Raw genomic sequence first — 24,598 nt, 5'->3', positions numbered from 1 at the left:
CTGCTGGTGCTCGCGCACCATGCGCACCGCTCGGGCCTTGAACTCGGCGTCGTACTTCTTGGGCATGTCCTCATCCTTCATCGAAAGGAAGCGGCATCAAACCCGTGACGGTTCACTATTGGTTTCTCAGGCGGGCGTCTTCGTCACTGAGGATCTCGGACCTCCCATAGACATGCGCGAAGACGTGGTTCTAGGGCGTGTCTCCTTACTGGCATGTACGAATGGGGCGCAGCAGATTCTGCGTTGAAGGGGTCAGGTCCGGGTGATGTGCGGCCGCTGCGGCGCCTGGTGTGAAAGGTTGGTTGAAGAACTTGTCTTCGTACCGTTTGCCGGATCAGGAGGTTTGACGTGGCCCCTTCGCAGTCCTCGGCCTTGCGCCCATCGCTTGCCGTGCGCCTTGGTACGTTCCTCCTTGTCATCGGCATTGTCGTCGGTGTCGCCCTGCTGGTGATCGAGCCTTCCGGGCAAGGAGCGAATCCGGGACCGGCACTTGTTGGTCTTGGCTTGGTCCTGGTGGTTATCGGGCGCTTCGGCCAGATGCGCCATCGAGCCCGGCGCCAGGAGCTTTCGGCGCCGGGCAACTCCTGAGGCCCCTGCCTAGAAACCGGGTGCGGGATGCTGGTTGGATGCCACGTACGACTGCGCTCACCGACGACCAGTGGGAACGGATCCGCCCACTGTTGCCCTCCTCCGATGGGAAGCCGGGCCGGCCCTTCCGCGATGATCGTTCCGTGATCGAGGGCATCCTCTACCGCTACCGCTGTGGGATCCCCTGGCGGGACCTGCCCGTGGCCTTCGGGCCCTGGCAGACCGTGTGGAAACGCCACCGCCGTTACAGCGCCGACGGGACCTGGGACAAGATCCTGGCCGCGGTATTGAGCGACGCCGACAGCCGGGGGCTCATCGACTGGGCCGTATCGGTGGACTCCACCATCAACCGCGCCCACCAGCACGCCACCAACCTCACCCGCCGCACAGGGGGCCCCGGCGAACTACACGAATCTGTCCGTCGAGCCAGCTGACCATGCGGTAGGACGCTCTCGCGGTGGTCTCTCGACCAAGATCCACACTCTGGTCGACGGCAGTGGCAAACCGCTGGTCGTGCTCCTCGGCCCCGGTCAGGCAGGAGACGCTCCCATGTTCGGTCCCCTGATGGCTCATCTGCGAGTGGCTCGGGGCGGACCGGGACGCCCTCGGACTCGTCCGCAGCGTGTGCGGGCTGATAAGGCCTACTCCTCCCGGGCGATCCGCGCGCATCTGCGGGCCCGCCGAGGTGCCCATGGTGGGCGACCGCCCTCGTTCAACGCCGAGGACTACAGAGGCCGCAACGTCGTCGAGCGTTCCTTCAACGTCTTCAAGCAATGGCGCGGACTGGCCACGCGCTACGACAAGCTCGCCATCACCTACCGGGGCGGAGCCGTGCTGCGCGCGATCACCATCTGGCTCAAGGACCTATTGAGAGACACGCCCTAGGTCAGGACGAGGTTGCCGAGGGCATACCAGCGTGAGGTGACGTATTCGCAAGGACCTTGCATGACGAGAAGAACCTGGTGCCGTCTGAGCTCATGGGGTTATTCGTCGGGGCGTCCGCACAGTAGCGGATGACCCTGATCTCGTCGGTGTCCTCGTCGAGCAGCACCGGGCAGTGCAACACAGAGGGACCAGACGTCGCTTGATCGGGCATCAGTCTCGAATGCACTGGACGATAGTCCATGGTTGGCGCCGATCACTGTGTTTATGGTTGCAAACACCTCACTGTGATGTGGCCCAGTGTAGGACCACCGGTTCAAAGGAAAATGGCAATGAAAAAGTTTCCATTCCGGACGATGACCGTCTCTGCTCTGGTGGCATGCGCCTTGAGTGTTCCCTCGGGCGCTGCTCTCGCCGCTACGGACCCGCCCACGGCCCGAAGTGCTACCTCGGTCCCCCAGCCGGGTCTGCATCAGTCGATCATGAGCCAGCAGATGCTGGCCACGCAGTGGACCATCGCGCTGAGCCACATCAACGAGATCCCGGAGCAGGTGCTGGTGAAGGGCGACAGGGCCACCCAGGAGTGGCTCCAGGCCAATCGACCGAACTCTCCGTTGCTGGCCAATCCGGGCAACCAGCCGGGCCTCGGGGCGAGCTTTTGGGGGTGCAGTGGGGCTATCCTGGCTCTCATCGGTGGCAACCTCGTGGGCGCCGCCAAGCTGTTGAAGATCAAGAGGCTCATCAACGACCTCGGCGGGGTGACCCAGGCGGTGCGCATCATGTGGGGCGCCAGCTTCTCCTACGAGAAGATGAGGGCCGCCGGTGGTGCGATCGCCGCCCTGGCCGGTGAGTTCCTCGGCATCTCCCAGGTTCGCAGCCAGTGTTTTAACTGATACCCACGGGATCGTCCACCGTCTAGCAGGAGGTTCCAGATCATGTCCAAGCTCTCTGTCTTACAGGCCTTCGTCGTCGTAGGTTTCACGGTAGCCGGCATTGTCATGGCTGTTCTCGGGCATCCGATGATTGCCTTGTTCCTGTTGCTGGCATCGCTTCTTGTCTGGATTCTGCCGCCCTCCTCAATGAAGTCGACCAGCGGCCCCATCCATCCGGACGCGGCCAAGGTGGATCCCCGGGTAGCTAAGCAGTACCGGAAAGAACATCCGGGGACTTCGATCCCTGATGCTCTCAACCACCTGCGGCAGTAGTCGGCTCGGCGGAGGCCTCGGGAGTTGCCACGCCAGTGGCATACTCCCGAGGCCTCCTGTTTGCGTCGACATCCACCCCTTGAGGCCGCCGCACCACCACACGCGTATCGATCTGCCGGCGACTACCCGTTCGGGTTCACGACCACTTGGCCTGTCCCCGCGCGCACGTCTTCAGAAGGGCCTACCTATGACCACCTCTCCCTCTCGCCGCCAGCTGTTCGTCGGAATGGGCGTCGCAGCCGTCTCTTCGACTTTTGTCGGCGTCGCCGACCCGTCGGTAGCCAATCCCTCCTCGACCAAAGGGCGACCCAAGGGCGGCCAGGCATTCCCGACGGACTCGTTTCAACGCGCCGTGAAAGCCATGGCCGCTGCCGGAGCCGTAGGTGTCGTGGCCACTGTTGTCGGACCCAGCGGAAGATACTCCACCGCCGCCGGGACACGCGATCCGCGCACCGGTAATCCTGCGCGAACGCAGGACCGCGCGCGCATCGCCAGTATCACGAAGGCGATGACCGCTACGTTGGTGCTTCAGGAGGTGGAGGCCGGACACTGGACGTTGGAGACGACCATCGGCGATGTGTGGCCCGGCCTGTACCCCGGTCGCAACGACGTCACGATCACCCAGCTGATGAACCACACCTCGGGGATGCCGGATGCCATCTGGGACATCCTGGGTCAACGTCAGCTCTGGGAGCTGCGACCCGAAGAACTGCGTCTGCTGATAGATCGGCACTACGACGAACAGGAACTGGTGAGTATCGCTCACGGGATGGAATGGTTGTTCGATCCCGGGACCGGATTCGCCTATTCCAACACCGGCTACGTCGTGCTCAGCCTGCTCCTGGAGCACCAGAATCGACGGACGATCAAGGACCTCATTCGGGAAAGAATCCTCAAACCGGCTGGGATGCAACACACGCGGCTCGAGGACACAACGATCGTACGGGGCCGGCATCTGGTGCCGGTGGCAGGCATGAACGGTACCCCTGTCGTGCTCGACCGCATCAACCCGTCCATCTTCTCGGGTGCAGGAGGGGTGTACGCCACCTCCGACGACGTCGCGACGTTCTACACCGCCCTCATGCGCGGGCGCCTGCTGACCCAAGAGCTGGTGGATGTCATGATCACTCCCGTGGGTGCGGCAACCTGGTACGGATACGGATACGGGGTCTACCAGATGCTGGACCCCTGTGCCGGATCCGACCCGCTAACCGTGCCGCTGCTGGTCGGACATGACGGAGCCGGATTCGGCACGCTGTCCATTGCAGCGGCCTCCCGCGACGGACAACGTTGCATGGCCATGTCCTGGAGCGGACGGGACTACGGCCCATGGGCGCCGATGCCCCCGTACTCCGACGTGCTCTCAGCGGCGTTCCTCTCCACCTGCACCACCAACGGTGGTGCACCCGACCACAGCACCGATCGAGGCTCCGGCCTGGGCACGGGCCAACTACGCCTCTGACCCGCCGCAGCAACCTCTCCGAGGCCCACGGCTCGAACTGTCCCAACGGCTGGAGCGGTCGCCCTTTCCGGCTCTTGGTACCTGCGGTGGTACCTGATGCGGCAGGGGTCCTCGGTGCGGCCCTCGCCGCGGCGGGGTAGCTGCTAACGGGGGAGGTCCGGGATCTGGAGGCCGACTTTCTCGGCGGCCGCGGCGGCGTAGGTGCTGGTGGTGGCGCCGATCGCGTTCGACCAGGCGATCGCGGAGGAGATCTCCAGACCGGTGAGCCGGCTGATGACCACGGGCGGGAGCTGCTGGGTGAGAGCGATGAGGGCGCTGGTGCGGGCGGGCCGCGGGTCGATCCCGATTTTGCGCAGCCGGCCGTTGAGGGTGCTCGCGTTCAGGTGGTGACCTGCGCGTGGGCTGGGGTAGAGCCAGTCGTTGTCGACGCCGGCGATGAACATACGCGGCGCAGCCCTGTTCACAGTGGCGCCTGTTGCGGCGGGGGCCAGCTCGACGGGCAGCACCAGCGGGGCGGCGCCGAGGGCGACCTGGACCGTCTCGTCGGTGATGGTGATGTCCTCGGGGCGCAGCTGCACGATCTGGGAGGCGCGGATCCCGAACATGAGCATGAGGCCGGCGGCGAACTTGGTGTGCGGGTCGATGCTGGTGTCCGCGGTGACGTCGGCGAAGAGCCGCCAGCGTTCGTCATCGCTGATCCGCAACGGGTTCAGACCCGTTGAGCGCGGCGTTGGTGCGGTGAGCGGACCGGTGTGGTGGGTGCGGGTGGTCCAGGCGAGGAAGTGGTGGATCGGTGCGCGGGCGCGGTGGAGCCAGTGGTCGATGTCGGCCTGGGTGAGTGTCGCCAGAGTGCGGTCGCGTCGGCGCGCTTCCTGCAGCAGCTCGATGATGGCCTCGATCTCGCGCCGGCGCCAGGACAGCTGTCCGGTACGCACCGGGCCGGGCAGGTTGCGCAGAGCGCGCAGGTGCCGCCAGCGGGTGTATTGGGTGATGGTCCGCCGCTGTCCCGGGTCGGGGATGGTGGCCAGGGCTTCGGGCAGCCAGGTTTCGAACCGGGCGAGCAGCTCGTCGCGGGGTGGGAGCAGGCCGTGGTCGATGAGCACCGACCGCATGGGGCGGATCTGCTGCTCGCTGCCGATGCTGTCGAGGTAGGCGTGGGTGCGCAATCCGGGGTCGCGCAGCAGTTTCATGATGAGTGTGCAGGCGAGTGTGCCGCGCTCGAAGGCGTAGATGATCTTGCTCGGGGCGCCCAGGAACCATCGGTCCCGCAGCTGCCCGATGCGCGGGTCGTCGGCGGCGAGGTTGTCGGGGATCATCGCACGGATCATCTGGTCCGCGCGGCAGCGTGGGCACAGCTTGGCGATCAGCCGTGTCATGGTGCCGCAGCTGGTGCAGGGGCGGAAGGACTCGGGTTGCCGGGGGTAGCACAGCGGGCAGAACGGGCGTCCGTCGAGGCGGCCGTTGACGATCCGGTCCTCACCACAGCTGGTGCAGGCCTCGATGATCGGCGGGGTGCAGGCCCAGCAGAGGAACCCGTTCCCGTCCTCGGCGCGCTTGTGCCGCAGCCTGATCTCGCCGCAGCTGGTGCAGGGCTCGCGTCGGGCGGAGCACTGTCGGCAGGCGGCGCGGGCCGTGCCGGGCCGACGGCATGGGCGGAGGTGGCCGCAGATCGTGCAGGTGTCGATGCTCGCCTTCTTGGAGCACTCCTGGCAGATGGCCTTGCCGGTGCCGCGGAACCGGCAGGGTTCGTGGTGGCCGCAGACGGTGCAGATGTCCTGTTGGGACTGGGTCCTGCAGGTGGAGCAGAACGGGCCGTCGGCGCTGCGGTAGGCGATGAGCCGGTAGGTGCCGCAGCGCACGCACTGGGCGTTCTCCTCGGGGAGCTGGTTCGTGCAGTGCTGACAGAGCCGGCGCCCGTCCGAGAGCCGCCGCTCCAGTTTCGTATGGTCCCCGCAGCCGTCGCAGACGTCGTGGTGGGCGATGCGGTAGCAGCGGTGGCAGCTGATCCTCCCGTCGACGCGTTCGGTGAGCCCTCGTGTGCTCGAGCAGTGCCCGCAACGTCGCTCCGACAGTTGGGCCCCGTTGGCACGCAACAGGTCGTAGAACCTCGCGAACAGCACCGTCCCTTCCGCCGGGTCGGCGAACCACGTCGCGGCGTGTGCTTGAAGCTCGAGCATCAGCCGGACCCGCTGGTCCCGGGCGGTCGGCAGCTGCTCGATCGCGGACTCGATCATCGCCGGGGAGATCCGACGATGCGCGCGGATCACCGCCACGATGCGGGCCGCAGCACCGGGCTTCATCTCTTGCCAGCAGCGCCGGCAGTAGTCGAGCCCAGCCGGCCCCGCTTGCAACTGTGCGGTCTTGCGGCAGCGGGCGCACGGAGCAACGATCTTCTGCAGGTCGCGGGTGCACGCAGTGCAGGCGTGCCCGTGCGGCATCACCCGGGACAGCACCCGCGCCTGCCCGCAGATCACGCAGCGAGGCTGCTGAACCGTCGACGCGCCCGCTTCCCGCAACCGGATCAGCAGCTTCCCCAGTGCGGGCGGTGTCTTCGGGGAACCGGCGGTTAGCAGCTCGGGGAACTCGTCCAGCGCGTCGAGCGTGCGCCGGGCCGGCGCCAACTGCCGGAACGACGCCTCCACGATGTGGAGGATCCGCTCACGCGGCAGCGTTTCCTCGACCGCCGCGACCCGGTTGGCGATCGCGTCGAGGACCGGGTCAGGCATCCGGTGGCAGGATCTGCGCCCGGCGCGGCCGCAGCCCTGACTCCCGCAGCCGGTTCGTGGCGGTGTTCCCGCGCTCCGGGGCAGGATCTGCGGTACCGGTCGTTGCGTTCTCCCCGAGCACGACCCGGGGCGCGAGCTCCTCGAAGGTGCAGTCGAAGATGTCCAGCAGCGCGACCAGCGCCTGCATGTTCATCCGTTCCGGCTTCTCCGTCGCCAGCCGATAGACCTGGCTCGTCGACAGGTGCACGCCCCGCTCCGCCAGCAACGGAACCAGCTTCGTCGTGGAGAACATGCCCGCCGCGGCCATCAACTCCCGCAGCCGCCACTCGTATTCGATCAGTCTCATCGCCCCTCATCTTCCTCTTCGCGCGGCTTCGGCCGCATCCCTTCGATCGCCTGGGCCATCATCGTATTCAGGTAGTCCGTGCTCACCCCGGTGTAGACCGCCGTGGTCGACTGGTGCAGATGCCCGACCTGCCGCTGCACGAACCCGGGATCCACCCCGTCCTCGATCAAGTGGGTCACGTAGGAGTGCCGCAACGAGTGCGGGGACAGCTCCGGGTCGAACTCGAGCGTGGCCCGGTAGGCGGCGAATCGCTCCGACAGCTCCCGCGGCCGCAACCTGGTGCCTCGCTCCGACACCCACAGAGCCATGGAGTCGTCCTGCACCATGAGCGGACGCACCTGCTCCAGGTAGTCCCGCAGCGCCTCGACCGCCCACTCGAACAAGGTCGCGACTGCCCGTCGCTTGGTCGGGCCGCCGCGGGAGGCCTTGCCGTGACGGACCTCCAGAACCCCGAACTCGCCAAACTGCGGGGCCTTGGCGTTGCGGTAGAAGTCGGTCACGTCCAGCCCGACCGCCTCACTCGCGCGCAATCCCCAGGCGTAGGTCACCTTCAGCAGCGTCGCGTCTCGGAACGCCGGCAACGCGCCCTTGCGATGCTCCTCCAGCAGTCGGGACACCTGGGCGTCTGCGTGGTCGAACAGCGCCTGCAACTCGGCCCGGGTGAGCGGGCGCCGACCCGGCTTGCCCTCGTAGTCCTGCAGATGAGGCAGCGTGTTCCACTCATGACAAACCTGCACCGGGTGCGTGCCGAACCGTTCCATGCATTGCTCGACCCAGCCGTAATGCGGGGAGCAGACATAGTCGCAGAACCCGCGCACCGCGCCCTGATAAGTGCGGATCGTGGAGGGGGCGAGCTTGCGTTGCGACACCAGCAGAGTCATCCACTCGTCCAGATCCGCCGCAGACCATCCCCAGGGGTGGTCGTTCGTGTAGTCCCTGAACCGGCCGACGATCCCTAGCGACTGCTTCACCGTCCCCTCGCGAAGACGGCGGCCACCGATCTGCTGCATCCGCCAGCCCTCCAACATCGCCGAGAACACCGCCTCCGCCTCGTTGAGGAACGACACCCCACCGGCCAGGTACAGTGACGCCGACCCATGCGGTACGCGCTCGAGGACCATCCCAATCCTTCCGCTGAATGCTTTAATCATGCATTAAACGCGAAGCCTGGCCGTCAAGCAACCCGCATCCCGCACCAGTACGCAGACCTCGCTGCGCTCCCTTGTAGCATTACCGACACGCATGGCCATGCGGATCCTGCATCTGACGCAATAGCGCGGGGAATGGGGGCTGCTCAAGCGCTCCTCCAACTACCAGCTCTACGCCGACCTGTCCCAGCGGGTGATGCTGCTGTTGGCCCGTCACAGTCTGGGTCAGGAGGTGTACTCCATCGACGAGTGCTTCCTGCTTCCACCCGACGGCACGCCGGAGGAGCAGGCCCGGTGGGCGCGCCGGCTGAAAGCCACGGTGGCCCGCAATGTCGGGCTGCCGGTGAGCATCGGGATCGCGAGTTCGAAGACGCGGGCGAAGATCGCCACTGAGGCCGCGAAGAAGCTGCCGGCTACCGGTGGGGTGGTCCACTGGGACCAGGCCCCGGAGGGGTACTGGGACCGGCTTATGGCGGTGCTGCCGGTGACCGAGGTTTGGGGCATTGCCGGGCGGCTGGCCAAGCGGCTGGAGGCGATGGGCATCGAGACGATGGCGCAGCTGCGCGATGCGGACCCGGTGGCTATCCGGCAGGCGTTCTCCGTGGTGCAGATGCGCACCGTGCTCGAGCTCAACGGCTTCCCCGCCATACCGGTCGAGGACGAGGTGGCGGCCAAGCAGCAGATCCTGGTCTCCCGGTCGTTTCCGGACCCGATTCATGACCCGGAGATCGTCGGGGCGGCGGTGGCCGAGTTCGCCCAGCGCGCCTCCCGCCGGCTTCGGAAGGAAGGCGAGGTCACCGGGCGCCTCACCGTCTTCGCCACCACCTCCCCGAACCGGCCCGGACCCACGCACAACGTCTCCACCCACGTGCGTCTGGCCGTGCCCACCAACGAGCCCACTCCCCTGGTGGCCGCGGCCCGAGCGGCGCTGGTGCCCAAGCTGATGCACGGGATGTCCTACATGCGCGCCGGCATCCTGTGCATGGACCTCGCCCCCGACGGGGCCGTCCCGGTCCTGCCCGGGGTGCTCGAGCAGCCCGCCCCCCTCGGGGAGCTCATCGACGCCGTGAACCGCCGTTTCGGCACCGGCACCCTCGCCCTGGGCCGCACCGGCGCCCACTCCCCCGCCCCTTGGATCAACCGCCAAGCCGACCTCTCCCCCAGGTACACCACCGATTGGAACGAACTACGCATCGTCCACTGAGACCAGTTCACTCATTGGATTCTATGGAGTAAATGGAATCCGTTAAAGCCATTTACTCCGGATGCAGCTCGTTTACGACCCTGGGGTGGCTCGCTCTGCATTGCCAGTTCCAGGGCCCGCGTTCTGTCCAGGGCCGTGGTCAGTTCAGCCCGCAGTCGCTGCGCTTCGTACTCGGCTTCCTCGCGGCGGCCCTTCTCATGAGCGTGCGCCCGGCCCTGTTCGACGGCCTCCGCTCTGGCGGCCTGGATCTCGGATCGCGCCTCCTGATGCACATTGAGAACTACGGCGTGCCCTCTTTGCTCGGCGCAGCACCTACAGATGCACCTGAAGATCGCCGCCGAGGATTCTAAGTTCGCCGTGGCCGCCGGAGCTCTGGCCCGTGGTGCCACGGTCGCCGGGCAGCAGCCCGCGCCGAAGTCTTGGCGGTGCTGGGTGGTTCGACCGAACATCCCTTCTGTCAGAGCGCCGACCGCCCTGACTTAAACGAGGTGGTTCGAGGCGCCCCTGAGTGTCATGGCGTATCTCCATCTCCTCGGATGCATGGCGACAGATACGCGGAAGGTCCAAGAGGCAGGCGAGGGCTGCCGCACATTCCCTCGGCCCTGGCGGGCCTCCGAAATGATTGCCCAAGAAAAAGCCGCGGGAACCACTCAGCCCCAGGCGAATCTCGGTACCTACCAGCACCATCCGGGCATCGGTGTGCTTGCTGGGGTAAATGGGAGGAATGGAGTAAATGGATGATTTGGGTGAGTAAATTCCAAATACCCCACTCCCGCTGTCAAGCTGTGAAAATTGGGTGAGTGCAGGTGTTGGTGTACGAGGAGGGTGACGCTGGCTGGAAAATAGTCGGTAGGGATGCCCGTTCAGTTCTCTAGGCAGCGATGAGGTACACCCAGGGCCATGGGGGTGTTCATCAGCTGACGGCCGGTGAGAGGCCTCGTTGTTGAGAAGACAATCAACAATGTTTCCCCCAAATCATCCATTTAATTAATGGAATAAATGGAAGTAATGGATTAAAGCTCTCAAAGAGGAAGCTGTGACCTCCCGCCATCGCTACCGAGGCCGACATGCTCTCGGTACTCGCTGAGATCGAGTAGGAGCCCTGCGAGCACCCACCTGACCATTTCCACATGCAGTCCTGCTGGACTCCCTTGTCCGACCGGCTGGTGAGAATGGCATCGCTACGCCGACATTGCCCGCGTGCTCTACCCCATGTCATCCCCGAAGCCGATACCGCCGGAGTCGGCGCCGTCCTCCATGACGGCGAAGCCGCTGGACACGCCCTGTACGTCCAAGATCCCTTCTGTCAATGAGCTCAGGAGTACACCATGGTCACCGTCACTCTCTACACCCTCTCGGGGTGCGTCGACTGTCAGGCCGCCGGCCAAGCAATGGATCGCAAAGACATTTCCTTCGGTCTCATTGATGTGGCAGCCCTGCCCGCCGCCGCCGCTTTCATCCGCAGTCTGGGATACCAGGGCGTCCCCGTGACGGTCATCCGTAATGTCGATGGCACCGTGCATGACCACTGGCACGGCTTCCGCCCCGACAAGCTTCGGGATCTAGCTCTACAGCGTGCCCAACTCTCCTGAGCCCTCGCGCGGGGCGCCACAACGTCCTGCACCCCTGCCCTCGAGCCCATCGGCCTGAGGGCGCTATATCCCTCCAGCCCGAGCATTCGACTCACAAGCGCCGCGCCGTCGCGCAGCAAGCGGCACGCTCAGCCTAGGAGGCCCTGGCCCAGGCTCAGAAGCTGCGCACGGTTGACCAAGCTGCCGCCGACAGCGAGGGGTTCATCGAATGGTTGATCAGCCAGGCCCGCCGTCTGGAGGAGCTATCGAGAAGGTGCAGAATCTCGCTGACGCTGCCACTGATGCGTGCGTCATCGCCCGGCATCTCAATGGTGAGCACTGGCTCGAAGTTGTCGGCGCAGCCTGCCGCGCCCGCGACGACCTTGACCGCATGTACTTCTCCCTCGCCAGGTGACACTGGCGACACGCCTATGGAATCCATTTACTAAATGCCTCCATTTACTAAACTGAGGGAAATACTCAAAGGAGGCACCGCATGGACATCCTCGCCACCGTGCTGCAGAAGGGCGGCGTGGGCAAGACCACCACGGCCTATCACCTCATCCGCGCCGCCCAGCGCGCCGACAAGCGCGTGCTCGCCATTGACATGGACCCGCAAGGCAACCTCACCACCGCTCTTACGCCCGAGCGGCTGCCGCTTGACGAGGTGAGCCTGGCAGACGTCATCAACCCGCAGCAGGCGCCGGGGGAGGAACCTGTGTCGCTGAGTGATGTCATCGTGCCGACCATCTGGCCCGGCGTTGACCTTGCCCCCACCGTCGGCCGGGCACTGGCGATCATCGAGCAAGAACTGACCCAGGCTCCGCGAACCGAAGACCGCGCCCGCACTCTCCAGCGGGCTCTCGAGGGTGCGAGCGACCGCTACGACCTAGTCATCATCGACTGCCCACCCAACCTTGGCATGCTCACCATCAACGCCCTCGTCGCTGCCCACGGGGCTGTCCTGGTCACCGAGGCCAGCCTGTTCGCCGCCGACGGAGTGGCACTGATGCGCGACACCATCGCTTCTGTCCAGCAGCACTACAACCCCCAGCTGACGGTCCGTGGGGTGCTGCTCAATAAGTGGGAGCGTACGACCCTAGCCGGTCAGGAATGGCGGCTGACCCTCCACGAAGCACTGGGGGAGCAACTGCTCCACCCACCCATCCCCAAGCGCGCCGTGATCCGCGATGCCATCGAGACTGGCGACGCCCTGGACCGCATCAAGGGCGGCCAGCCCATGGCCGAGCTCTACACCCGCCACTTGGCCAAGATCACCCGCCGGTGACCCCGGCCGGCACGAAAGGAACGACCCCCACCATGACCACCACAGGCCGCCGCCGGAAGTCCACCTTCCTCACCGGACAGGACGCCGTCGCTCCCTCCGTAGCCGACACCACGGCCCCACCCGCAGCCGCAGCACTCGCGCCTGAGGCCCCGGCTCCTGCTGGACCGCAGGAAACCGTGCCCGCTTCCGAAAATCAGAAGATCGAGAAGAGAAAGGCGTCTGCCACGGACACCCGCCGGCGCCTCCAGGTCCAGATGGACATGGACGACCTAGCCGAGCTGCGGTCGGCCTACAGTCAGGTCGCCCAGCGCGGCGAAACCCTCAGTGACTTCGTCGCAGGCATCATCACCGACCGGATCCGGCAGTACCGCGACGAGGTCAACGGCGGCCGGCCCTTCGGCGGGGCAGGCACCGTGACCCGGGGGCGACCCCCCAAGTACTAGTACGAGAAACCTAGGCCTCATGGATTCCATTTACGCAACGGAGTTAACGGAATAAATGGAGATTATTCTTCTGGGGACCGTCGAACCTCTTAAGGTCCTCCAAGGTGGCCGGGCCACGGGTTTCTCGGCAGATCTTCCCTGGACCGGTGATGAGATTGGGACACCGAGTCTGCATCGTTGGGCCGGTGAGGACAGTCTGTCCTGGGTGACATGGGGCACCTGCTGGTAAAGCCTGGGGAGTTCTGGACGACAAAGCCATCGCCACCGCGCCTGCGGGCGAGGTGGCGATGGATTTGGTAGTGGACCCGCTTGTGCCGGTCGTCGCGGACCTCAGCTTGAAGACCGCGAAACGGGTTAGGGGAGGACGGTGACGTTCGCCGCCTGGGGGCCCTTGGGGCCGGCCTGGGTCTCGAACTCCACGTGGTCGCCCTCGTTGAGGGAGCGGAACCCGCTGGAGGCGATGGCGGAGTAGTGGGCGAACACGTCCTTGGAGCCGTCGTCGGGGGTGATGAAGCCGAAGCCCTTGTCGGCGTTGAACCACTTGACCACACCAGTAGTCATATCTTCTACCTACTTCTGTTCTGCGATCTGTCGAGCATCTCCGAGGTTCGGAGGGCTCGTGCACGTCATGGACGTGCGCTCCCCACCTTGGCAGAAAGGACCGTCCCCGGACAGGGGCTGATCGCATTGCCACGCAGGGACCACCCTGCCCCAGGGGCGGGTGGTGATCCCGCGCTGCCCGGTGTGCTGACCGGATGTGTGGTCTCCGACCGGCTCACCGGCCCGATCACAGGGACCGCACCGGGCGGTGGGGGAGGGGTCGGGGCCCTGGGCGGGGTCGTGACGGGGTAGCCCGGGCAGGGTGTGGCGGCGTGAAAAGTGTTGAGGTGCCGGTGCCGGTGCCGGTGCCGGGCGCAGGTCAGCGCCGGGCGCGCGGGCCGCGGCGCCGGGGTGGCCGGCGCTGAGCCGGGGTGTGCCGGTCGGCGGGGGCGTCCCGGGACTCGAGCAGGTGATCTGCCCCGGCGAACAGGGTGGCCACGATCAGCAGCACCCCGCCGTCGTTGCCCAGCAGCAGGCCCGAGTCCACCACGAGCCAGGAGCGCCTGGCCTCCAGGTCGTTGGTGACGCGCACGGTGAATCCGGTCGCCCGGGCGGTGGCCGGGACGGTCTCCGCCCTTTCCACGGCGGTGACCTGAACCTCGGGCAGCTCGTGTTCGGTGAGCCGGTAGTCGGTGAGGACGTGCTGTCCCAGGCTCAGCAACGCCGGCACCAGCGCGGTGGGGGTGAGCGTCGTCTGGTCGGGCAGGGCCACGCTCAGCCGTGCGCGGGTGCCCGGGCCGGTCATGCGCAGTTGGGCGGCGACGGTGAAGGAGTCCACGACCGGGCTCTCGTCCACCGCAGGGGCGGGTGCGGCGGGTGGAGTGGCAGCGCTCATGGGTACTTCCGTGGGGCAGCGGCGGGGACGGGGACAGCCTCTCACGTGTTCCGCCCCCAGGCCGGGGTGCCGGTGCGGCAGGCTCGACAAGATGACGCCCCGCCGAGCCAGTGGCGCCGCTTCTGGGTCCGGGGGTGAGTCCCTCGCCCCGGGCGCGACCGGGCCACTGGCCCGGTGCCCGCTCAATGCCCTGTGAGGGAGGCGGTGTTCTGGTGCTCAGCGACCCCGGCGCGGTGACACGCCGGGCACCGGGGGCTGGGCCGGGCCGTCGCCGGATCACTGTAGCGGTGGCCGAGACTAGGTGTTGTCCCTCCCGTCCCGCATCCCGGAAGAACCAATGGCACCCACGCACAGCACGATCCCGACCCGCCTGCTGCCGGCCACGTTGCGGTGCGTCCCGGCCACCACGGACTACGTGCTGGGGGCCTACACCGCCACCCCGGAGGCCTACCCGGGGGCGGATGCGGCCCAGTGCCTGGAACTGCTCCTGGAAGGCACCGTCGTCGCGGTGGTCACCGAGGGCGACGGGGCCCCGGAGCAACTCACGGTCCGAGGCGCCACCGAGCAGGAACGCCGGATGCGCCAGGAGCGGTTGGAGGCGTGGATCGAGGACTTCACCCGGGCCGGGCTGAGCTACCAGGAGACCATCGGCGGCCGCCTCTATGAGGTGCCCTACGACCGGGAGCTGGTGGCCATCGCGTTGCTGGCCGAAGCGGAGCTCACCGCAATCCTCGCCCAGGAGCCCGACCGCTTCTACGCCGCCTCCCGGGCTGCGGTGGCGCGCCAGGACTTCCACCCCCTGTCCGGCTCTTCCTCGATGACCGATGAGCAGATCCGCGAGCAGCTGGCCCACCACGGGGCCGGGGCCGTGTTCTGGTCCCCGGCCCAGCACGCCTGGATCACCTGAGAACACCCAGGAAGCGAGCTCCCTTCCACAACGCGTCCGCCGGTACCGGCCTCCCTTGTCAGCGGTGGCCCGCGCGGGGGGCATCGTCGACCAGAGTTTTCCGAGGGGTGGGTGAGCGTCGTGCGGGGAATGCAGAAAGCCGGACGAGGGGTGGTGTCCGGCTTTCGGCTCTGCCGCACTTTCGGTGCTTGGGTGAGGACCCATCAGTCGAGAAGGATACGGTGGCGGAGCAGGGTGAAGCCGGCGCGGCCGTACATCTGTCGTTTGAGCATCTTTGTGCGCGTGTTCACGCCCTCGGTCCTGCCGTTGTGGTGGGGATTGGTGAGCGCGGCAATGACGGCGTCAAGGTCCTGTTCGAGTCCACGTACGAATGAGCGCACGTGCGGCAGATCGGCCGACTGGGCGGCGCAAATCCAGGTCTCCAGTCTCGCCCGGTTGGTCTGTTCAGGCTTCAGGAGGCCGGCGAAATCCCGGATCAGACAGCGCAGAACGGTCATCTCCGGGCATGAGGCGGCGAGCCGGTCAAGACGCTCGCTCTGCCGATCGGTCAGGTTATCCGGTCTGGTGAGCATCAGTCGGGACGCACGGCGAGGCGACAGATGCGCCTGGTCCTCATCAGCCCGGCCCTGGTTCAGATAGCGATGTAGCAGGTTCGCACTGCCGGGATAGCCGAGCTCACGAATCTCATCCAGTAGCTGCGTGACCGGGATTCCGGGCTCTTCGGCTCGCCGATGCCGCAGATGCTCGCGATAGGGATCCACGAGCGTGGGCCGGTACTGCGGGACACGTCGAAGGCGTTCCGGCTCGCTCGCACGGGCGTAGCGCTTGACTGTGTTCAGACCCAGGTTCAACCGCCGGCTGCAGTCCAGCAGCCCGACGTCCTGGTCGAGCAACTCGTGAACCTGCCGCCAACGCTCGGCAGTCGTGCGGGCCCGGGGGCCGTCCTGCAGACCCGTTGCTCCCACCCAGCACGTGGAGTGTCCGGCGACCTCTTTGGTGGCGGCTTCGGCCAGACCATGCCACAGGTGCCACCGGTCGGCAACCTGGATCGCTCCGGGCAGCGCGTCCCGGACGGCCTGGGCGTACGCGGCCGACCCGTCCCGGCACACGGTCTGCACTCCTGGATGAGTGCGAAGCCACTGGGTGAGGGGCCCGGCGCTCCGCCCGGCCAGCACGTCGATCCTCTGGCCAGTGTCGGCATTGATCAGCACGGTGGCGTAGTTCCGGCTGCGGCGCAGCGCGAAGTCGTCGATCCCCAGCACCGCCGGCACGGCGCGGTCGGGTAGCGCGATGCCCAGCAACGTCCGCAGGGCGGTGTCCCGCCCGGCGGCGATCCCGAGTGCGGGCAACAGCCGGGCCGATGCTCTGCCGGCGAGCTCGCGCACAACTGCTCGGACCTGTTCTCTGAGCCGGACGGTGTGGCGTTCGTAGCGCTCCAGCAACCCCGGGACCTGCTCCCGAAAGGTCTGCCGCGCGCAGCTAGATGATCGACACCGCATCCGGCGTATCCGCACCCGCAGGAGTACACGCCGCCCATCGACCGGCACGTCTGCGGGCATCCGCTCGTGAAAGGCGTGGACCCTCCGAGTCGGCGTCCCACACGCAGGGCACTCCACCGCCCCGCCGCGCGTCGACGCGCGAACCACGATCATCTCGCCAGCGTCCTCGATCCCCTCGATCACCAATGCCGACAACCCGGAGAACACCATCCCGACCAGCATTTTCGCATCAACCATGCCCCATCATGAGAAGCCTGGAAGCACGAACCAACCGTCGAGGCGACGCACCGCCACCGAAAGTGCGGCAGAGCCCGGCTTTCTGTGGGGGTGATGCCTTCGGCCACGGCACCGGTGTGAAGCACCGTGAGGGGTGCTGGCCAGGTGGAGAAATGTTTGGGCCCGGGCATGGCGACTGCCTAGGCTGGAGACCGTAAGCATGCTTTGCAGCACTGGTGAGTGCTTGTTCGCTGGTGCGATGTCCCTGTTGGGGGTCGTGTCCGCCACGATCGAAACGAGGAAAGAACATGACTGTTCCCGCCGACCGGGCCACCTCGCACCGCTCACCGGTCCAGATCGCTGCCTTGGTCTACGGGGCCGTGTTCCTGCTCGTGGGTCTGGCCGGATTCATCCCGGGGATCACCACGAACTACGACCAGCTGATGGCCGCCGGTCACCACTCCGAGGCGATGCTGATGGGCCTCTTCCAGGTCTCCTGGCTGCACAACATCGTCCACCTGCTCTACGGCATCGCCGGTATCGTCCTGGCCCGAACCGGTTCCGGGGCGCGGAACTATCTGCGCTGGGGCGGGGCGGTCTATCTCCTGCTGTGGATCTACGGTCTGCTCGTGGGACAGGACTCGCCGGCCAACTTCGTTCCCCTCAACGACGCCGACAACTGGCTGCACCTGGTGCTGGGGGTGACCATGGTGGGTCTGTCCTTCCTGCGCCGGGACACCCACGGCGGCGCCACACGCATCACCTCCGGCCCGGCCTACTGATCACCGGGCCAGCAAGCCCCCACGTGGCGCCGTACCCACCCGCTGTGCCCGCACCGGGCTCCTGACAGCGCGGCCGTGCCCGCCAGTGGTATCGGTTGCCACATCCTGGCGGGGCGCCTAAAGCCCCCGGTCCCTGTCGATCAGCCCGGCTACGGTCCTTTCACTGTATGGAGTGAATGGAATAAATGGAGATCGTTCGTCCGGTAGTGCTCCAACGGGCGGCCGCGGGTCAGCGATTGCGGCGAGGGCCCCGGCGGCGGGAGGACCGTTTCCTGGCCGGAGCGGGCCGGTCGGCGGGGTGGTCCCCGGCGTCCAGGAGGTGCTCTGCGCCGCAGAGCAGGGTGGCGGCGATCAGCAGGAGGCCGCCGTCGTTGCCCAGTAGAAGGTCCGAGTCCACGGCGATGGTCGAGCGGCGGGCTTCCAGGTCGTTGATGACTCCGAGGGTGAATCCGGTCGCGGTGGCGGTGGCCGGGACGGTCTGGACCCGTTCCACCGCGGTGACCTCCACCTCGGGCAGCTCGTGGCCGGTGAGCCGGTAGTCGGTGAGGACCTGCTGGCCCAGGGACAGCAGTGCTGGCACCAGAGTGGCGGGGGTGAGGTGGACATGATCGGGCAGGGCCACGGCCAGGCGTGCGGTGGTGCCGGTGGTGGTCATCCGCAGCTGGGCGGCCACGGCGAAGGAGCCGACGACCGGGTCGTCGTCGCGGATCGGGGCGGGTATGGCGGCGGGCATGGGAACTCCATGGGGGAGGGGGTGGGAACGGGACCAGGCTCTCACAGTGTCGCCCCCAGGGGACCGGGGTGGTGGGGTCTGGGGGGTGTCGGGGTCACCGCGGTGCTGGGGCTGCTGGGCTGGGGGAGACGGTGTCGGGGCTTGCGGTGGTCAGGCCACCAGCTCACCGCAGGCCTGCAGCACGGCGATGGCTGAGGCGGTGGTGGTGTCCACGATCCGTCCGGTCTTCACCAGCTCGAGCAGGTGCTGCTCATCGGCCCACTGGTCCCCGGGGATCCCGGCCGGCTCCAATGTCTGGCCGTAGTCGGTGTCGGTGCGGCGGGCGACCGCGAGCATGACGTCGATTCGCTCTTCCTTGCGCTGGTCAGCGTAGAGGACGCCCAGCGGGGGCGATCACCGCCGCGGACATGGACTGCCCGAGCTCCTCTTCCAGCAGCCCCGCGGCCCCGGCGCGCAGCTGGTCGGGGTCGAGGACCGGGCCTTACGGGAACATCCAACTCTGCCCGTCCGGGTTCAGTTCTGCGTGCACCAGCCCGTAGCGGGTCCGGGCCCCGGAGCCGTCGTGGACCCGGGGGATCACGACCATCGAGCGCTGGGCTGGCACGGGGTGCAGGACCGCTGATCGGTCCGGGGCGTCGGTCATCGGGGGGTCTCCTCCTGTTCCGGGGGTACGCAACGGTGTCCGTGACCTCCAGGTACACGGGGGATGCGCACCAACAGCCTACGAGCGAAAAGCTCACCGCGAACCGGGAGAATCGCGAAGGCAACGTTGACCGGCTTCTTCTTCCACGGTGGGTCCACCGCGGTGGCCGGTGGCGCCCCCGGTGGGCCACCGGCCCGCTGACCCCGCCGGCCAACACCGCACTGTGCTGCGGCTATCATCATCAGGGGCGCTGGCGAGGATCCGGCAAAGACTCTTGCGAGCACTTCCGGCCCGATCGATACCGGGCCCTGGAAACACTTCGGATGTTGGCCTTCTTTAGCCGTTGTAGCCTTCCTCGTACGCTGCTTTGAGCTTGGCGTCGGCAGCGCGCTCAGCGTCCTCCAGCTCTGCCTCCGTGGGTGCCCGGTGCTGCTTGCCGGGCAGGAAGTGTCCTTGCCGCAGGGCCGTGGCGACCTCGGGCAGTGCCACCAGCAAGCTTTGCAGGCGCTGCTGGTCCAGGCTGTTCACCTCACCGGAGGCCTGTTGCTTTTTGACGGTCTTGGCCCATTGATCCAGGGACCTGGCGATCTGGAGATGCTCCGGATACTTCTCCGGCTCGGCCTTCATGAGGTGCTGGAAATCCTCCTCCGTCAGCCCGGCGGCATCGTGGTCCTGGAATCCGTCGTCCTGTGGGCTGGCCATCTCTTCATCCCTTCATCGGTGCAGTGCGCGAATCCGAGGGCGTCCGCCCGAATGACGCTACCCACCTTCAGTAACACCCGGGTCCGGCAGGCGCAGGAAAGGCTGGATATGACCTCCCCTGCCCGCCGTGCCGTGCAGAAGGGCTTCACCGCAGCGGCCCCGGAGCAGTGCAGTTCCTGGCGCGGCGGTGAACATGGTCGGCCCGATGCACGCAGCAGCCGCCGGCGGAGTCACCAAGACCACCACCGCTGTCTCCCCAGCAATGGTTGCCGCCGCGGAGGGGCGCCACGTCGTCCTTGTTGACCTCGACCCCCGCGCGGCCTCCACCACGTGGTTCGGGGTGCAGCCCTCGGCGGAAGGAATGCACGTTGGGGCAATCCTGGGCGATGAGAACCCCGAAGGCTGGGCCGAAGACCTCGCGGTGCCCAGCGGGTGGCACCCCAACCTCCGGGTCATTCCCTCGGCCCGCAACGTCTCCAACCGGGAAGCCGACCAGGCTGATCATGCGGAGCTGCCGCTGTTGATCTCCCTGACCGGCCTTCAGGCGGATGTGGTGGTCATCGACTGCCCCAACCGCCAAGGCGGGCCGCTGACCCTCTCAGCACTGAATGCGGCGGACACCGTGGTCTACGCCGCCACGGCCACCAGTGATGGCATCGACGCAGGTGGACGGGGCCCGGCTAACGGTCGCCCAGTTCCGCCGGCACCGCCAGCAGCTGGGCGCCCCGGACACCCTGACCGAGGCCAGCATCGTCGTCGGTGGGGTGAAAGAAACGATCATGAGCCGGGCGGCGGTGGCCAGCCTCGAGGAGCTGCGCCACCGGGTTGTTCCTGGAGCCGTTGATCCCGGACCGGGCCATCGTCCAGGAGGTACGGATATCGGGGGAGTGGTACGGCCAATACCGCAAGGGTTCCCGGGTCCTGGAGGCCTACACCGCGATCGCGAAGAAGGTGCTGCGATGACTGAGCAACCCGAGCGCCCCGCCTCACTCCAACGCCGCCGGCCACGCCCGGCACCGGATGAGCACATCGACCCGGTCGACTACACACCCCCACGCGCTACCTCACCCCAGCCCGCGACATCGGTGGTGTCGTCCCCTCCGGTGCCGGCGACACCGGAGGCGGAGCCTGCGGTGGCCGCACCCAAGCGCGGCCGGGGCCGGCCGCGCCGGGAACCCACCATCCAGCTCGGGGTGCGGGTGGCCCAAGACGTCTCCGATCTCATCGAGGAGCTCACCGAGCACGACGGCACCGCCCGTGCCGTGATCGAGAACGCCGTGCACGCCTACGCCCAACAGCTCAACCGATAACACCGACCCCGGGACAGGGGAGGAGCGCGGCCGCGGGCGGCTTTCCCATGGTCCAGGACGCAGGAACCCGGCTCACCGTTGCTGGTGGGCCGGGTTCTCTTCTTCTGGTGACAGGCGGCGGGATGGGGTGGGTGGTTCCGTGGGTCTTCGAACGACGCGGGTGCCCGCGTCCCTGCCGCAAGGGTCCAGGGCCGCCCCCCAGCAGGAGTCGTTATCGGGTGCCGAAGGGACGACCAGCGCTGTCCAGACTGGACGCGGGGCGTCCCGGGGGCACCGTGGCCGGGAACGGATCCTCAGCCCGTCACCGGCTGCTGATCGTGCGGAGGGGCCACGGTGAGGGCCCCGTGCTCGAGCCCTGCCCCGAGGCGTTCCCCGGCGATGCCGCCGGCCGTGACCGCCGGCATCAGACCCCGCTGTCGCGCAAGCACCGGGACAGGCCCCAGGGGGTGTCCGGGTGGGGGAGTGGGGGGTCTACTGGGCGGCGTAGTAGGCGTCTTTGACGGACTGGTGGATGCGGCCGCGGTCGGAGACCTCGTACCCGTTCTCCTTCGCCCAGGCCCGGATCTTCGCCGTCTCCGGGTTACCACCGGAGGAGGAGCGAGCCCCGGTGGTCCGGGTGGACTTGGACTGGGCCCGCCGGCCAGAAGAGGCGAAGGGGCGCAGGGCCTCCCGCAGCTTCTCCGCATTAGCGGTGGAGAGGTCGATCTCGTACTGACGGCCGTCCAGACCGAACTGGACGGTCTCCTCCGCAGGGCCGCCCTCGATGTCGTCCTCCAGGATTATCTGCACGCTCTGAGCCATCACAGCACCTTTCCCTTGATCTCGTCATGTCTTGCACCGGAATGCGCTCACGCCCCGGAATGCCCAGGCTGAGCCCTTTCCCATGCTTTGGGGAAAAGGGCATCGGAGGTTGTCATAAGCGCACTCGCGCACCAATTACCCTACCGGTAAATTCCTCATTCCCCATGGTTGCAGGACGGTGAATCTCCGGCTGCACCGGCTGTGGCTGAGGGTTTCTTCTGGCTACAGGCCAAGGGGTGGGGTGGGCGGCCATCGCCGCAGGGCGTCCCGAGACACTGGGCCGAAGAAATCCGCGTAGCGTGCCATCAAACGATCCGGTCAATTCTCTGGATTTCCGGCTTTTCACTATGGAGGCGTGAGGCCCGCGTAAGATCAGTTGCAGACGCGGCAGGGTTCGTAGAACTTCAGCGGTCCACCACAGCTCGCGCAGGGGGGTGCGGCCCATGGCCACTCGACGTCTCCCGAATTGATCCTTTTCCCGAGTTGGGGTGTGGGCATGGGAACCGCGTTGTCTGGCACGTCGGGGCAGTAAAGGCGATAGGACGCGAGCCGCTCTTGGGCCGCAACGGCTTCGAGCTCGTCCACGTTGTCGATGGGGCGGCGGTTCTGCAGTTGAAGCCAGGCGTTGAACCCGGGGCCGACTCGCCCGGATTCTTTCTGTACAACAAGGGCCGTGGTTGCCGGCAGGTTGCGCTCGTCGCAGTAGTCGAGCACGTTGTGGAGCGTGAACCTGATCCACCGCGGGAGCAAGTTCGTGGTGCGGACCTTGGTGGTTTCGAACAGATGGTCGCCAAGATCCCCGTAGGTGATGTAGCCGCCATACGTTGAAGCGACGGACTCCAGCTTAGGAATCGCCTGCTCGGTCCACAATCTCTGCGCTTCGTAGGGAGGAAATAGGACTTCCCGGTGCGGTTCGTGCCACGTTCCCGGGAGCTGGCTCGTCATGTTCGTATCTCCTCAACGACGACGGCGATGTTCGCACTAACGAATCTACTCCGAATGCCTGCGGAGGTCCTCGTTGATGACGTATGCACGCACGGAAGCCCCGGCTCCTATGCTCAGCGTGCTAGGAGCACCGTTGATGAGCGTATAGCTGAACGTTTTTGTTCCTTTTACCATACACATCAAATTCATGGACATCACCGCTGCGCCGCTTAGGAGATACCCATTGCCCACCTCCTATCCTAAGACCTTGACGCTTCTCCACGGACAGCGGGATGCTCACGCCGTATGGGAGTCGAAAGCCAAGAGAATCGGGGAATGAGCTTGAGGCCCCAGCCGCACCTTGGCCGCTTCCCGCGAACCGTCCCACAACGCCTGCCAAACATTTTAGATTGTCGGGCCATCCTCGTATATTTGCGGATGAGAATAACCACGACGTCCTTTCCTCTTGCTCGATCGGAGCGACCATGACCACGACCATGACTCCCGACCTCTACGTCCACCAGGCCCTCAAGATCCTCGGCGAGGGACTCGAACCTCACATTCGCGCGGTGATGGCACCGCACCTCGGTGAGCTGGAGTGGATCCAGGTGCTGCGCATCCTGGACGAGGCGCGCGGCAAATACGGTTACACCTACGCGACCCATGACGTGGCGTTGCAGCTGCGGATGGTCACGGAGCGCCTGGGTGACATCGGCTTCCCGTTCAGCGCCACCGACAAGCACCGCACGCTCAGTACCTACGGCGGTGTGCTGCGGCTCGTGCGCAACCAGGTGGCCCACAATTCCGAGCTCAGCGTGCTCGACGCCCTCCGCGCTGTGGACACGGTGCGCATCGTGTTGATGTTCATCGTCGACGAGGCCGGGGTGGATAGGATCACGGAGTTGCGCCGACAGGTCATCGACGAACTGGTCCTGGACTACGGCCCCGAGGAGACGGACACACACAGGGATCCTCCCGCTCCCACGCCGCCGACCGCGCCCACCAATAACGGCGGCGACGACGTGCCTGCCGCATCGCCGGAGACCGCACCTGAGGACCCCGAGCTGGACGAAGAGGTCGACGTCCAGGGCCGCATCCGTGAGGGCGGGTCCATGCGCCCGCAATCGCCCCGGTCACTGACGTGGGAGGCGTGGGAGGTGGAGGTCGTCGGTGAGCCGGAGATGCTAGAGAGCCTCATGAAGGTGGCCCACCGTGAGAGCGTGCGTGGCGCCATCGAGCTCGTGGCCGAAGCCGAAGGGCCGGTCCACCAGGCTCGGCTGGTTACCCTCGTCTGCCAGGCACACGGAGCCCGACGGGCCACGGCGGCCAAACGCAAGAAGGTCGAGAAGCAGATCGAGAAGTCACCCGTGCATGTCGACACCGACGGGTTCGTATGGCCCCTGGGTCTCGACGTGGACCGCTGGCTCCTGGCCCGGCGCAGCACCCCCGCCCAGCGGAAAATCGAGGAGGTGAGCCCGGTGGAGATCGCCAACGCTCTCGAAGTGATCCTCGCGCGCCGGGGCTCGTTGCCCCGCGACGAGGCCAAGCGAGAGGTCCTGCAGTTCTTTGGACGCTCCAAGACCAGCAGCACCGCGAACCAGCAGATCGAGCGGGCGCTGACCGTGGCGCAGCAGCGCGGTCGGGTCGTCCAAAAGCGAGACCGGCTGGTGAACCGTCTCGGCTTCTCTGCCGTCTTCATACGGGCTGCGCCGCCGGCTGGGGCGCAGTGATCTGATCGTAGTGGGCGGCCTCGAACTCGGCAGGCGGGACGTTGCCGAGGCTG

28 protein-coding genes are annotated in these 24,598 nt (G+C 66.7%); 15 read left to right on the top strand and 13 right to left on the bottom strand.

Annotated elements, in window-relative coordinates; all coding sequences use genetic code 11:
* Nucleotides 1-348: 348 nt before the first annotated feature.
* From PU704_RS19135 to PU704_RS19115, 5 genes are all read left to right on the top strand, one after another.
* Nucleotides 349-588: a hypothetical protein gene (locus tag PU704_RS19135; protein ID WP_277552651.1), complete on the top strand. Its 240-nt coding sequence runs from the start codon at nt 349-351 to the stop codon at nt 586-588.
* A 38-nt stretch (nt 589-626) separates the two neighbouring features.
* A protein-coding gene (locus PU704_RS19130) for an IS5 family transposase (RefSeq protein WP_277552649.1) occupies nt 627-1,473 on the top strand; the annotation gives its coding sequence in 2 pieces (ribosomal slippage) (nt 627-977 and nt 979-1,473; 846 coding nt in all).
* 479 nt (nt 1,474-1,952) lie between these two features.
* A complete protein-coding gene (locus PU704_RS19125) occupies nt 1,953-2,363 on the top strand; it encodes a hypothetical protein (protein WP_277552647.1) in 411 nt (136 codons plus the stop codon).
* Nucleotides 2,364-2,405: 42 nt separating this feature from the next.
* Nucleotides 2,406-2,675, top strand: coding sequence for a hypothetical protein (locus PU704_RS19120; protein WP_277552646.1), 270 nt, complete (start codon nt 2,406-2,408; stop codon nt 2,673-2,675).
* 187 nt (nt 2,676-2,862) lie between these two features.
* On the top strand, nt 2,863-4,137 hold the full coding sequence (locus PU704_RS19115; protein WP_277552645.1) for a serine hydrolase domain-containing protein: 1,275 nt from the start codon (nt 2,863-2,865) through the stop codon (nt 4,135-4,137).
* Nucleotides 4,138-4,280: 143 nt separating this feature from the next.
* Here the strand turns inward: PU704_RS19115 and PU704_RS19110 are convergent, their stop codons facing one another.
* From PU704_RS19110 to PU704_RS19100, 3 genes are read right to left on the bottom strand one after another with little or no spacing between them, the layout of a single operon-like run.
* Nucleotides 4,281-6,863, bottom strand: coding sequence for a site-specific integrase (locus PU704_RS19110; protein ID WP_277552643.1), 2,583 nt, complete (start codon nt 6,861-6,863; stop codon nt 4,281-4,283).
* Nucleotides 6,856-7,209: a helix-turn-helix domain-containing protein gene (locus PU704_RS19105; RefSeq protein WP_277552641.1), complete on the bottom strand. Its 354-nt coding sequence runs from the start codon at nt 7,207-7,209 to the stop codon at nt 6,856-6,858. Before PU704_RS19105 ends, PU704_RS19110 begins: the two co-directional genes overlap by 8 nt.
* Nucleotides 7,206-8,330: a tyrosine-type recombinase/integrase gene (locus PU704_RS19100; protein ID WP_277552639.1), complete on the bottom strand. Its 1,125-nt coding sequence runs from the start codon at nt 8,328-8,330 to the stop codon at nt 7,206-7,208. Before PU704_RS19100 ends, PU704_RS19105 begins: the two co-directional genes overlap by 4 nt.
* 169 nt (nt 8,331-8,499) lie before the next feature.
* On the opposite strand from PU704_RS19100, the gene PU704_RS19095 reads away from it, so the two are divergent.
* From PU704_RS19095 to PU704_RS19085, 3 genes are all read left to right on the top strand, one after another.
* Nucleotides 8,500-9,561, top strand: a complete 1,062-nt coding sequence (locus PU704_RS19095) for a DinB/UmuC family translesion DNA polymerase (protein ID WP_277552655.1) — start codon at nt 8,500-8,502, stop codon at nt 9,559-9,561.
* Nucleotides 9,562-9,593: 32 nt separating this feature from the next.
* Nucleotides 9,594-9,911 (top strand): hypothetical protein, encoded by a 318-nt coding sequence (locus PU704_RS19090; protein ID WP_277552637.1) that lies wholly within the window; start codon nt 9,594-9,596, stop codon nt 9,909-9,911.
* A gap of 978 nt (nt 9,912-10,889) precedes the next feature.
* Nucleotides 10,890-11,153 carry a glutaredoxin domain-containing protein gene (locus PU704_RS19085; protein WP_277552635.1) on the top strand — a complete coding sequence of 88 codons (264 nt, stop codon included), beginning with the start codon at nt 10,890-10,892 and terminating at the stop codon, nt 11,151-11,153.
* A 154-nt stretch (nt 11,154-11,307) separates the two neighbouring features.
* On the opposite strand, the gene PU704_RS19080 is transcribed toward PU704_RS19085, so the two are convergent.
* Nucleotides 11,308-11,574 carry a hypothetical protein gene (locus PU704_RS19080; protein WP_277552631.1) on the bottom strand — a complete coding sequence of 89 codons (267 nt, stop codon included), beginning with the start codon at nt 11,572-11,574 and terminating at the stop codon, nt 11,308-11,310.
* A 54-nt stretch (nt 11,575-11,628) separates the two neighbouring features.
* Here PU704_RS19080 and PU704_RS19075 point away from each other — a divergent pair, with 54 nt between their 5' ends.
* Together PU704_RS19075 and PU704_RS19070 are read left to right on the top strand one after the other, a co-directional pair.
* On the top strand, nt 11,629-12,420 hold the full coding sequence (locus PU704_RS19075; protein ID WP_277552629.1) for a ParA family protein: 792 nt from the start codon (nt 11,629-11,631) through the stop codon (nt 12,418-12,420).
* A gap of 176 nt (nt 12,421-12,596) precedes the next feature.
* Nucleotides 12,597-12,863, top strand: coding sequence for a hypothetical protein (locus tag PU704_RS19070; RefSeq protein WP_277552627.1), 267 nt, complete (start codon nt 12,597-12,599; stop codon nt 12,861-12,863).
* Between the two features lie 354 nt (nt 12,864-13,217).
* Here PU704_RS19070 and PU704_RS19065 read toward each other — a convergent pair whose 3' ends face one another.
* Together PU704_RS19065 and PU704_RS19060 are read right to left on the bottom strand one after the other, a co-directional pair.
* Nucleotides 13,218-13,424, bottom strand: a complete 207-nt coding sequence (locus PU704_RS19065; RefSeq protein WP_277552625.1) for a cold-shock protein — start codon at nt 13,422-13,424, stop codon at nt 13,218-13,220.
* Nucleotides 13,425-13,782: 358 nt separating this feature from the next.
* Nucleotides 13,783-14,298, bottom strand: coding sequence for a hypothetical protein (locus PU704_RS19060; RefSeq protein ID WP_277552622.1), 516 nt, complete (start codon nt 14,296-14,298; stop codon nt 13,783-13,785).
* A gap of 337 nt (nt 14,299-14,635) precedes the next feature.
* Here PU704_RS19060 and PU704_RS19055 point away from each other — a divergent pair, with 337 nt between their 5' ends.
* Complete coding sequence (locus PU704_RS19055; RefSeq protein WP_277552620.1) at nt 14,636-15,205, top strand: hypothetical protein; 570 nt, start codon at nt 14,636-14,638, stop codon at nt 15,203-15,205.
* A gap of 203 nt (nt 15,206-15,408) precedes the next feature.
* On the opposite strand, the gene PU704_RS19050 is transcribed toward PU704_RS19055, so the two are convergent.
* Nucleotides 15,409-16,941 (bottom strand): ISL3 family transposase, encoded by a 1,533-nt coding sequence (locus tag PU704_RS19050; protein WP_277552617.1) that lies wholly within the window; start codon nt 16,939-16,941, stop codon nt 15,409-15,411.
* A 287-nt stretch (nt 16,942-17,228) separates the two neighbouring features.
* Between PU704_RS19050 and PU704_RS19045 the strand changes: the two genes are divergently transcribed.
* Nucleotides 17,229-17,702, top strand: coding sequence for a DUF4383 domain-containing protein (locus tag PU704_RS19045; protein ID WP_277552615.1), 474 nt, complete (start codon nt 17,229-17,231; stop codon nt 17,700-17,702).
* A 229-nt stretch (nt 17,703-17,931) separates the two neighbouring features.
* On the opposite strand, the gene PU704_RS19040 is transcribed toward PU704_RS19045, so the two are convergent.
* The 4 genes from PU704_RS19040 to PU704_RS19025 all read right to left on the bottom strand — a co-directional run bounded on the left by PU704_RS19040 (nt 17,932) and on the right by PU704_RS19025 (nt 19,780).
* Nucleotides 17,932-18,435, bottom strand: a complete 504-nt coding sequence (locus PU704_RS19040) for a hypothetical protein (RefSeq protein WP_277552613.1) — start codon at nt 18,433-18,435, stop codon at nt 17,932-17,934.
* Nucleotides 18,436-18,585: 150 nt separating this feature from the next.
* Nucleotides 18,586-18,771, bottom strand: coding sequence for a hypothetical protein (locus PU704_RS19035; protein ID WP_277552611.1), 186 nt, complete (start codon nt 18,769-18,771; stop codon nt 18,586-18,588).
* A gap of 145 nt (nt 18,772-18,916) precedes the next feature.
* Complete coding sequence (locus PU704_RS19030) at nt 18,917-19,078, bottom strand: hypothetical protein (protein WP_277552608.1); 162 nt, start codon at nt 19,076-19,078, stop codon at nt 18,917-18,919.
* Between the two features lie 336 nt (nt 19,079-19,414).
* Nucleotides 19,415-19,780, bottom strand: coding sequence for a hypothetical protein (locus PU704_RS19025; RefSeq protein ID WP_277552606.1), 366 nt, complete (start codon nt 19,778-19,780; stop codon nt 19,415-19,417).
* A 193-nt stretch (nt 19,781-19,973) separates the two neighbouring features.
* Here PU704_RS19025 and PU704_RS19020 point away from each other — a divergent pair, with 193 nt between their 5' ends.
* On the top strand, nt 19,974-20,624 hold the full coding sequence (locus PU704_RS19020; protein WP_338130248.1) for a ParA family protein: 651 nt from the start codon (nt 19,974-19,976) through the stop codon (nt 20,622-20,624).
* A 289-nt stretch (nt 20,625-20,913) separates the two neighbouring features.
* A complete protein-coding gene (locus PU704_RS19015; protein WP_277552605.1) occupies nt 20,914-21,090 on the top strand; it encodes a hypothetical protein in 177 nt (58 codons plus the stop codon).
* A 471-nt stretch (nt 21,091-21,561) separates the two neighbouring features.
* On the opposite strand, the gene PU704_RS19010 is transcribed toward PU704_RS19015, so the two are convergent.
* Together PU704_RS19010 and PU704_RS19005 are read right to left on the bottom strand one after the other, a co-directional pair.
* A complete protein-coding gene (locus PU704_RS19010) occupies nt 21,562-21,891 on the bottom strand; it encodes a histone-like nucleoid-structuring protein Lsr2 (protein ID WP_277552603.1) in 330 nt (109 codons plus the stop codon).
* A gap of 372 nt (nt 21,892-22,263) precedes the next feature.
* Nucleotides 22,264-22,836 (bottom strand): hypothetical protein, encoded by a 573-nt coding sequence (locus PU704_RS19005; protein ID WP_277552602.1) that lies wholly within the window; start codon nt 22,834-22,836, stop codon nt 22,264-22,266.
* 464 nt (nt 22,837-23,300) lie between these two features.
* Here PU704_RS19005 and PU704_RS19000 point away from each other — a divergent pair, with 464 nt between their 5' ends.
* Nucleotides 23,301-24,545 (top strand): DUF3320 domain-containing protein, encoded by a 1,245-nt coding sequence (locus PU704_RS19000; protein ID WP_277552601.1) that lies wholly within the window; start codon nt 23,301-23,303, stop codon nt 24,543-24,545.
* The last annotated feature ends 53 nt before the right edge of the window (nt 24,546-24,598 follow it).

The sequence above is a fragment of the Kocuria oceani genome (assembly GCF_029524215.1).
In the GTDB taxonomy this organism is placed as follows: domain Bacteria; phylum Actinomycetota; class Actinomycetes; order Actinomycetales; family Micrococcaceae; genus Kocuria; species Kocuria oceani.
The sequence above is the reverse complement of the archived record's forward strand: the minus strand, read 5'-3'. Positions and strand labels throughout refer to the sequence as shown.

Coding starts and splice junctions, on each gene's coding strand:
- PU704_RS19075 (WP_277552629.1), top strand. CDS start 11,629: ATGGACATCCTCGCCACCGTGCTGCAGAAGGGCGGCGTGGGCAAGACC.
- PU704_RS19010 (WP_277552603.1), bottom strand. CDS start 21,891: ATGGCTCAGAGCGTGCAGATAATCCTGGAGGACGACATCGAGGGCGGC.
- PU704_RS19055 (WP_277552620.1), top strand. CDS start 14,636: ATGGCACCCACGCACAGCACGATCCCGACCCGCCTGCTGCCGGCCACG.
- PU704_RS19045 (WP_277552615.1), top strand. CDS start 17,229: ATGACTGTTCCCGCCGACCGGGCCACCTCGCACCGCTCACCGGTCCAG.
- PU704_RS19025 (WP_277552606.1), bottom strand. CDS start 19,780: ATGGCCAGCCCACAGGACGACGGATTCCAGGACCACGATGCCGCCGGG.
- PU704_RS19065 (WP_277552625.1), bottom strand. CDS start 13,424: ATGACTACTGGTGTGGTCAAGTGGTTCAACGCCGACAAGGGCTTCGGC.
- PU704_RS19105 (WP_277552641.1), bottom strand. CDS start 7,209: ATGAGACTGATCGAATACGAGTGGCGGCTGCGGGAGTTGATGGCCGCG.
- PU704_RS19050 (WP_277552617.1), bottom strand. CDS start 16,941: ATGGTTGATGCGAAAATGCTGGTCGGGATGGTGTTCTCCGGGTTGTCG.
- PU704_RS19120 (WP_277552646.1), top strand. CDS start 2,406: ATGTCCAAGCTCTCTGTCTTACAGGCCTTCGTCGTCGTAGGTTTCACG.
- PU704_RS19125 (WP_277552647.1), top strand. CDS start 1,953: ATGAGCCAGCAGATGCTGGCCACGCAGTGGACCATCGCGCTGAGCCAC.
- PU704_RS19110 (WP_277552643.1), bottom strand. CDS start 6,863: ATGCCTGACCCGGTCCTCGACGCGATCGCCAACCGGGTCGCGGCGGTC.
- PU704_RS19030 (WP_277552608.1), bottom strand. CDS start 19,078: ATGACCGACGCCCCGGACCGATCAGCGGTCCTGCACCCCGTGCCAGCC.
- PU704_RS19040 (WP_277552613.1), bottom strand. CDS start 18,435: ATGCCCGCCGCCATACCCGCCCCGATCCGCGACGACGACCCGGTCGTC.
- PU704_RS19100 (WP_277552639.1), bottom strand. CDS start 8,330: ATGGTCCTCGAGCGCGTACCGCATGGGTCGGCGTCACTGTACCTGGCC.
- PU704_RS19085 (WP_277552635.1), top strand. CDS start 10,890: ATGGTCACCGTCACTCTCTACACCCTCTCGGGGTGCGTCGACTGTCAG.
- PU704_RS19115 (WP_277552645.1), top strand. CDS start 2,863: ATGACCACCTCTCCCTCTCGCCGCCAGCTGTTCGTCGGAATGGGCGTC.
- PU704_RS19000 (WP_277552601.1), top strand. CDS start 23,301: ATGACCACGACCATGACTCCCGACCTCTACGTCCACCAGGCCCTCAAG.
- PU704_RS19060 (WP_277552622.1), bottom strand. CDS start 14,298: ATGAGCGCTGCCACTCCACCCGCCGCACCCGCCCCTGCGGTGGACGAG.
- PU704_RS19005 (WP_277552602.1), bottom strand. CDS start 22,836: ATGACGAGCCAGCTCCCGGGAACGTGGCACGAACCGCACCGGGAAGTC.
- PU704_RS19090 (WP_277552637.1), top strand. CDS start 9,594: ATGGAATCCGTTAAAGCCATTTACTCCGGATGCAGCTCGTTTACGACC.
- PU704_RS19035 (WP_277552611.1), bottom strand. CDS start 18,771: ATGCTCGCGGTCGCCCGCCGCACCGACACCGACTACGGCCAGACATTG.
- PU704_RS19080 (WP_277552631.1), bottom strand. CDS start 11,574: ATGGATTCCATAGGCGTGTCGCCAGTGTCACCTGGCGAGGGAGAAGTA.
- PU704_RS19020 (WP_338130248.1), top strand. CDS start 19,974: ATGGTCGGCCCGATGCACGCAGCAGCCGCCGGCGGAGTCACCAAGACC.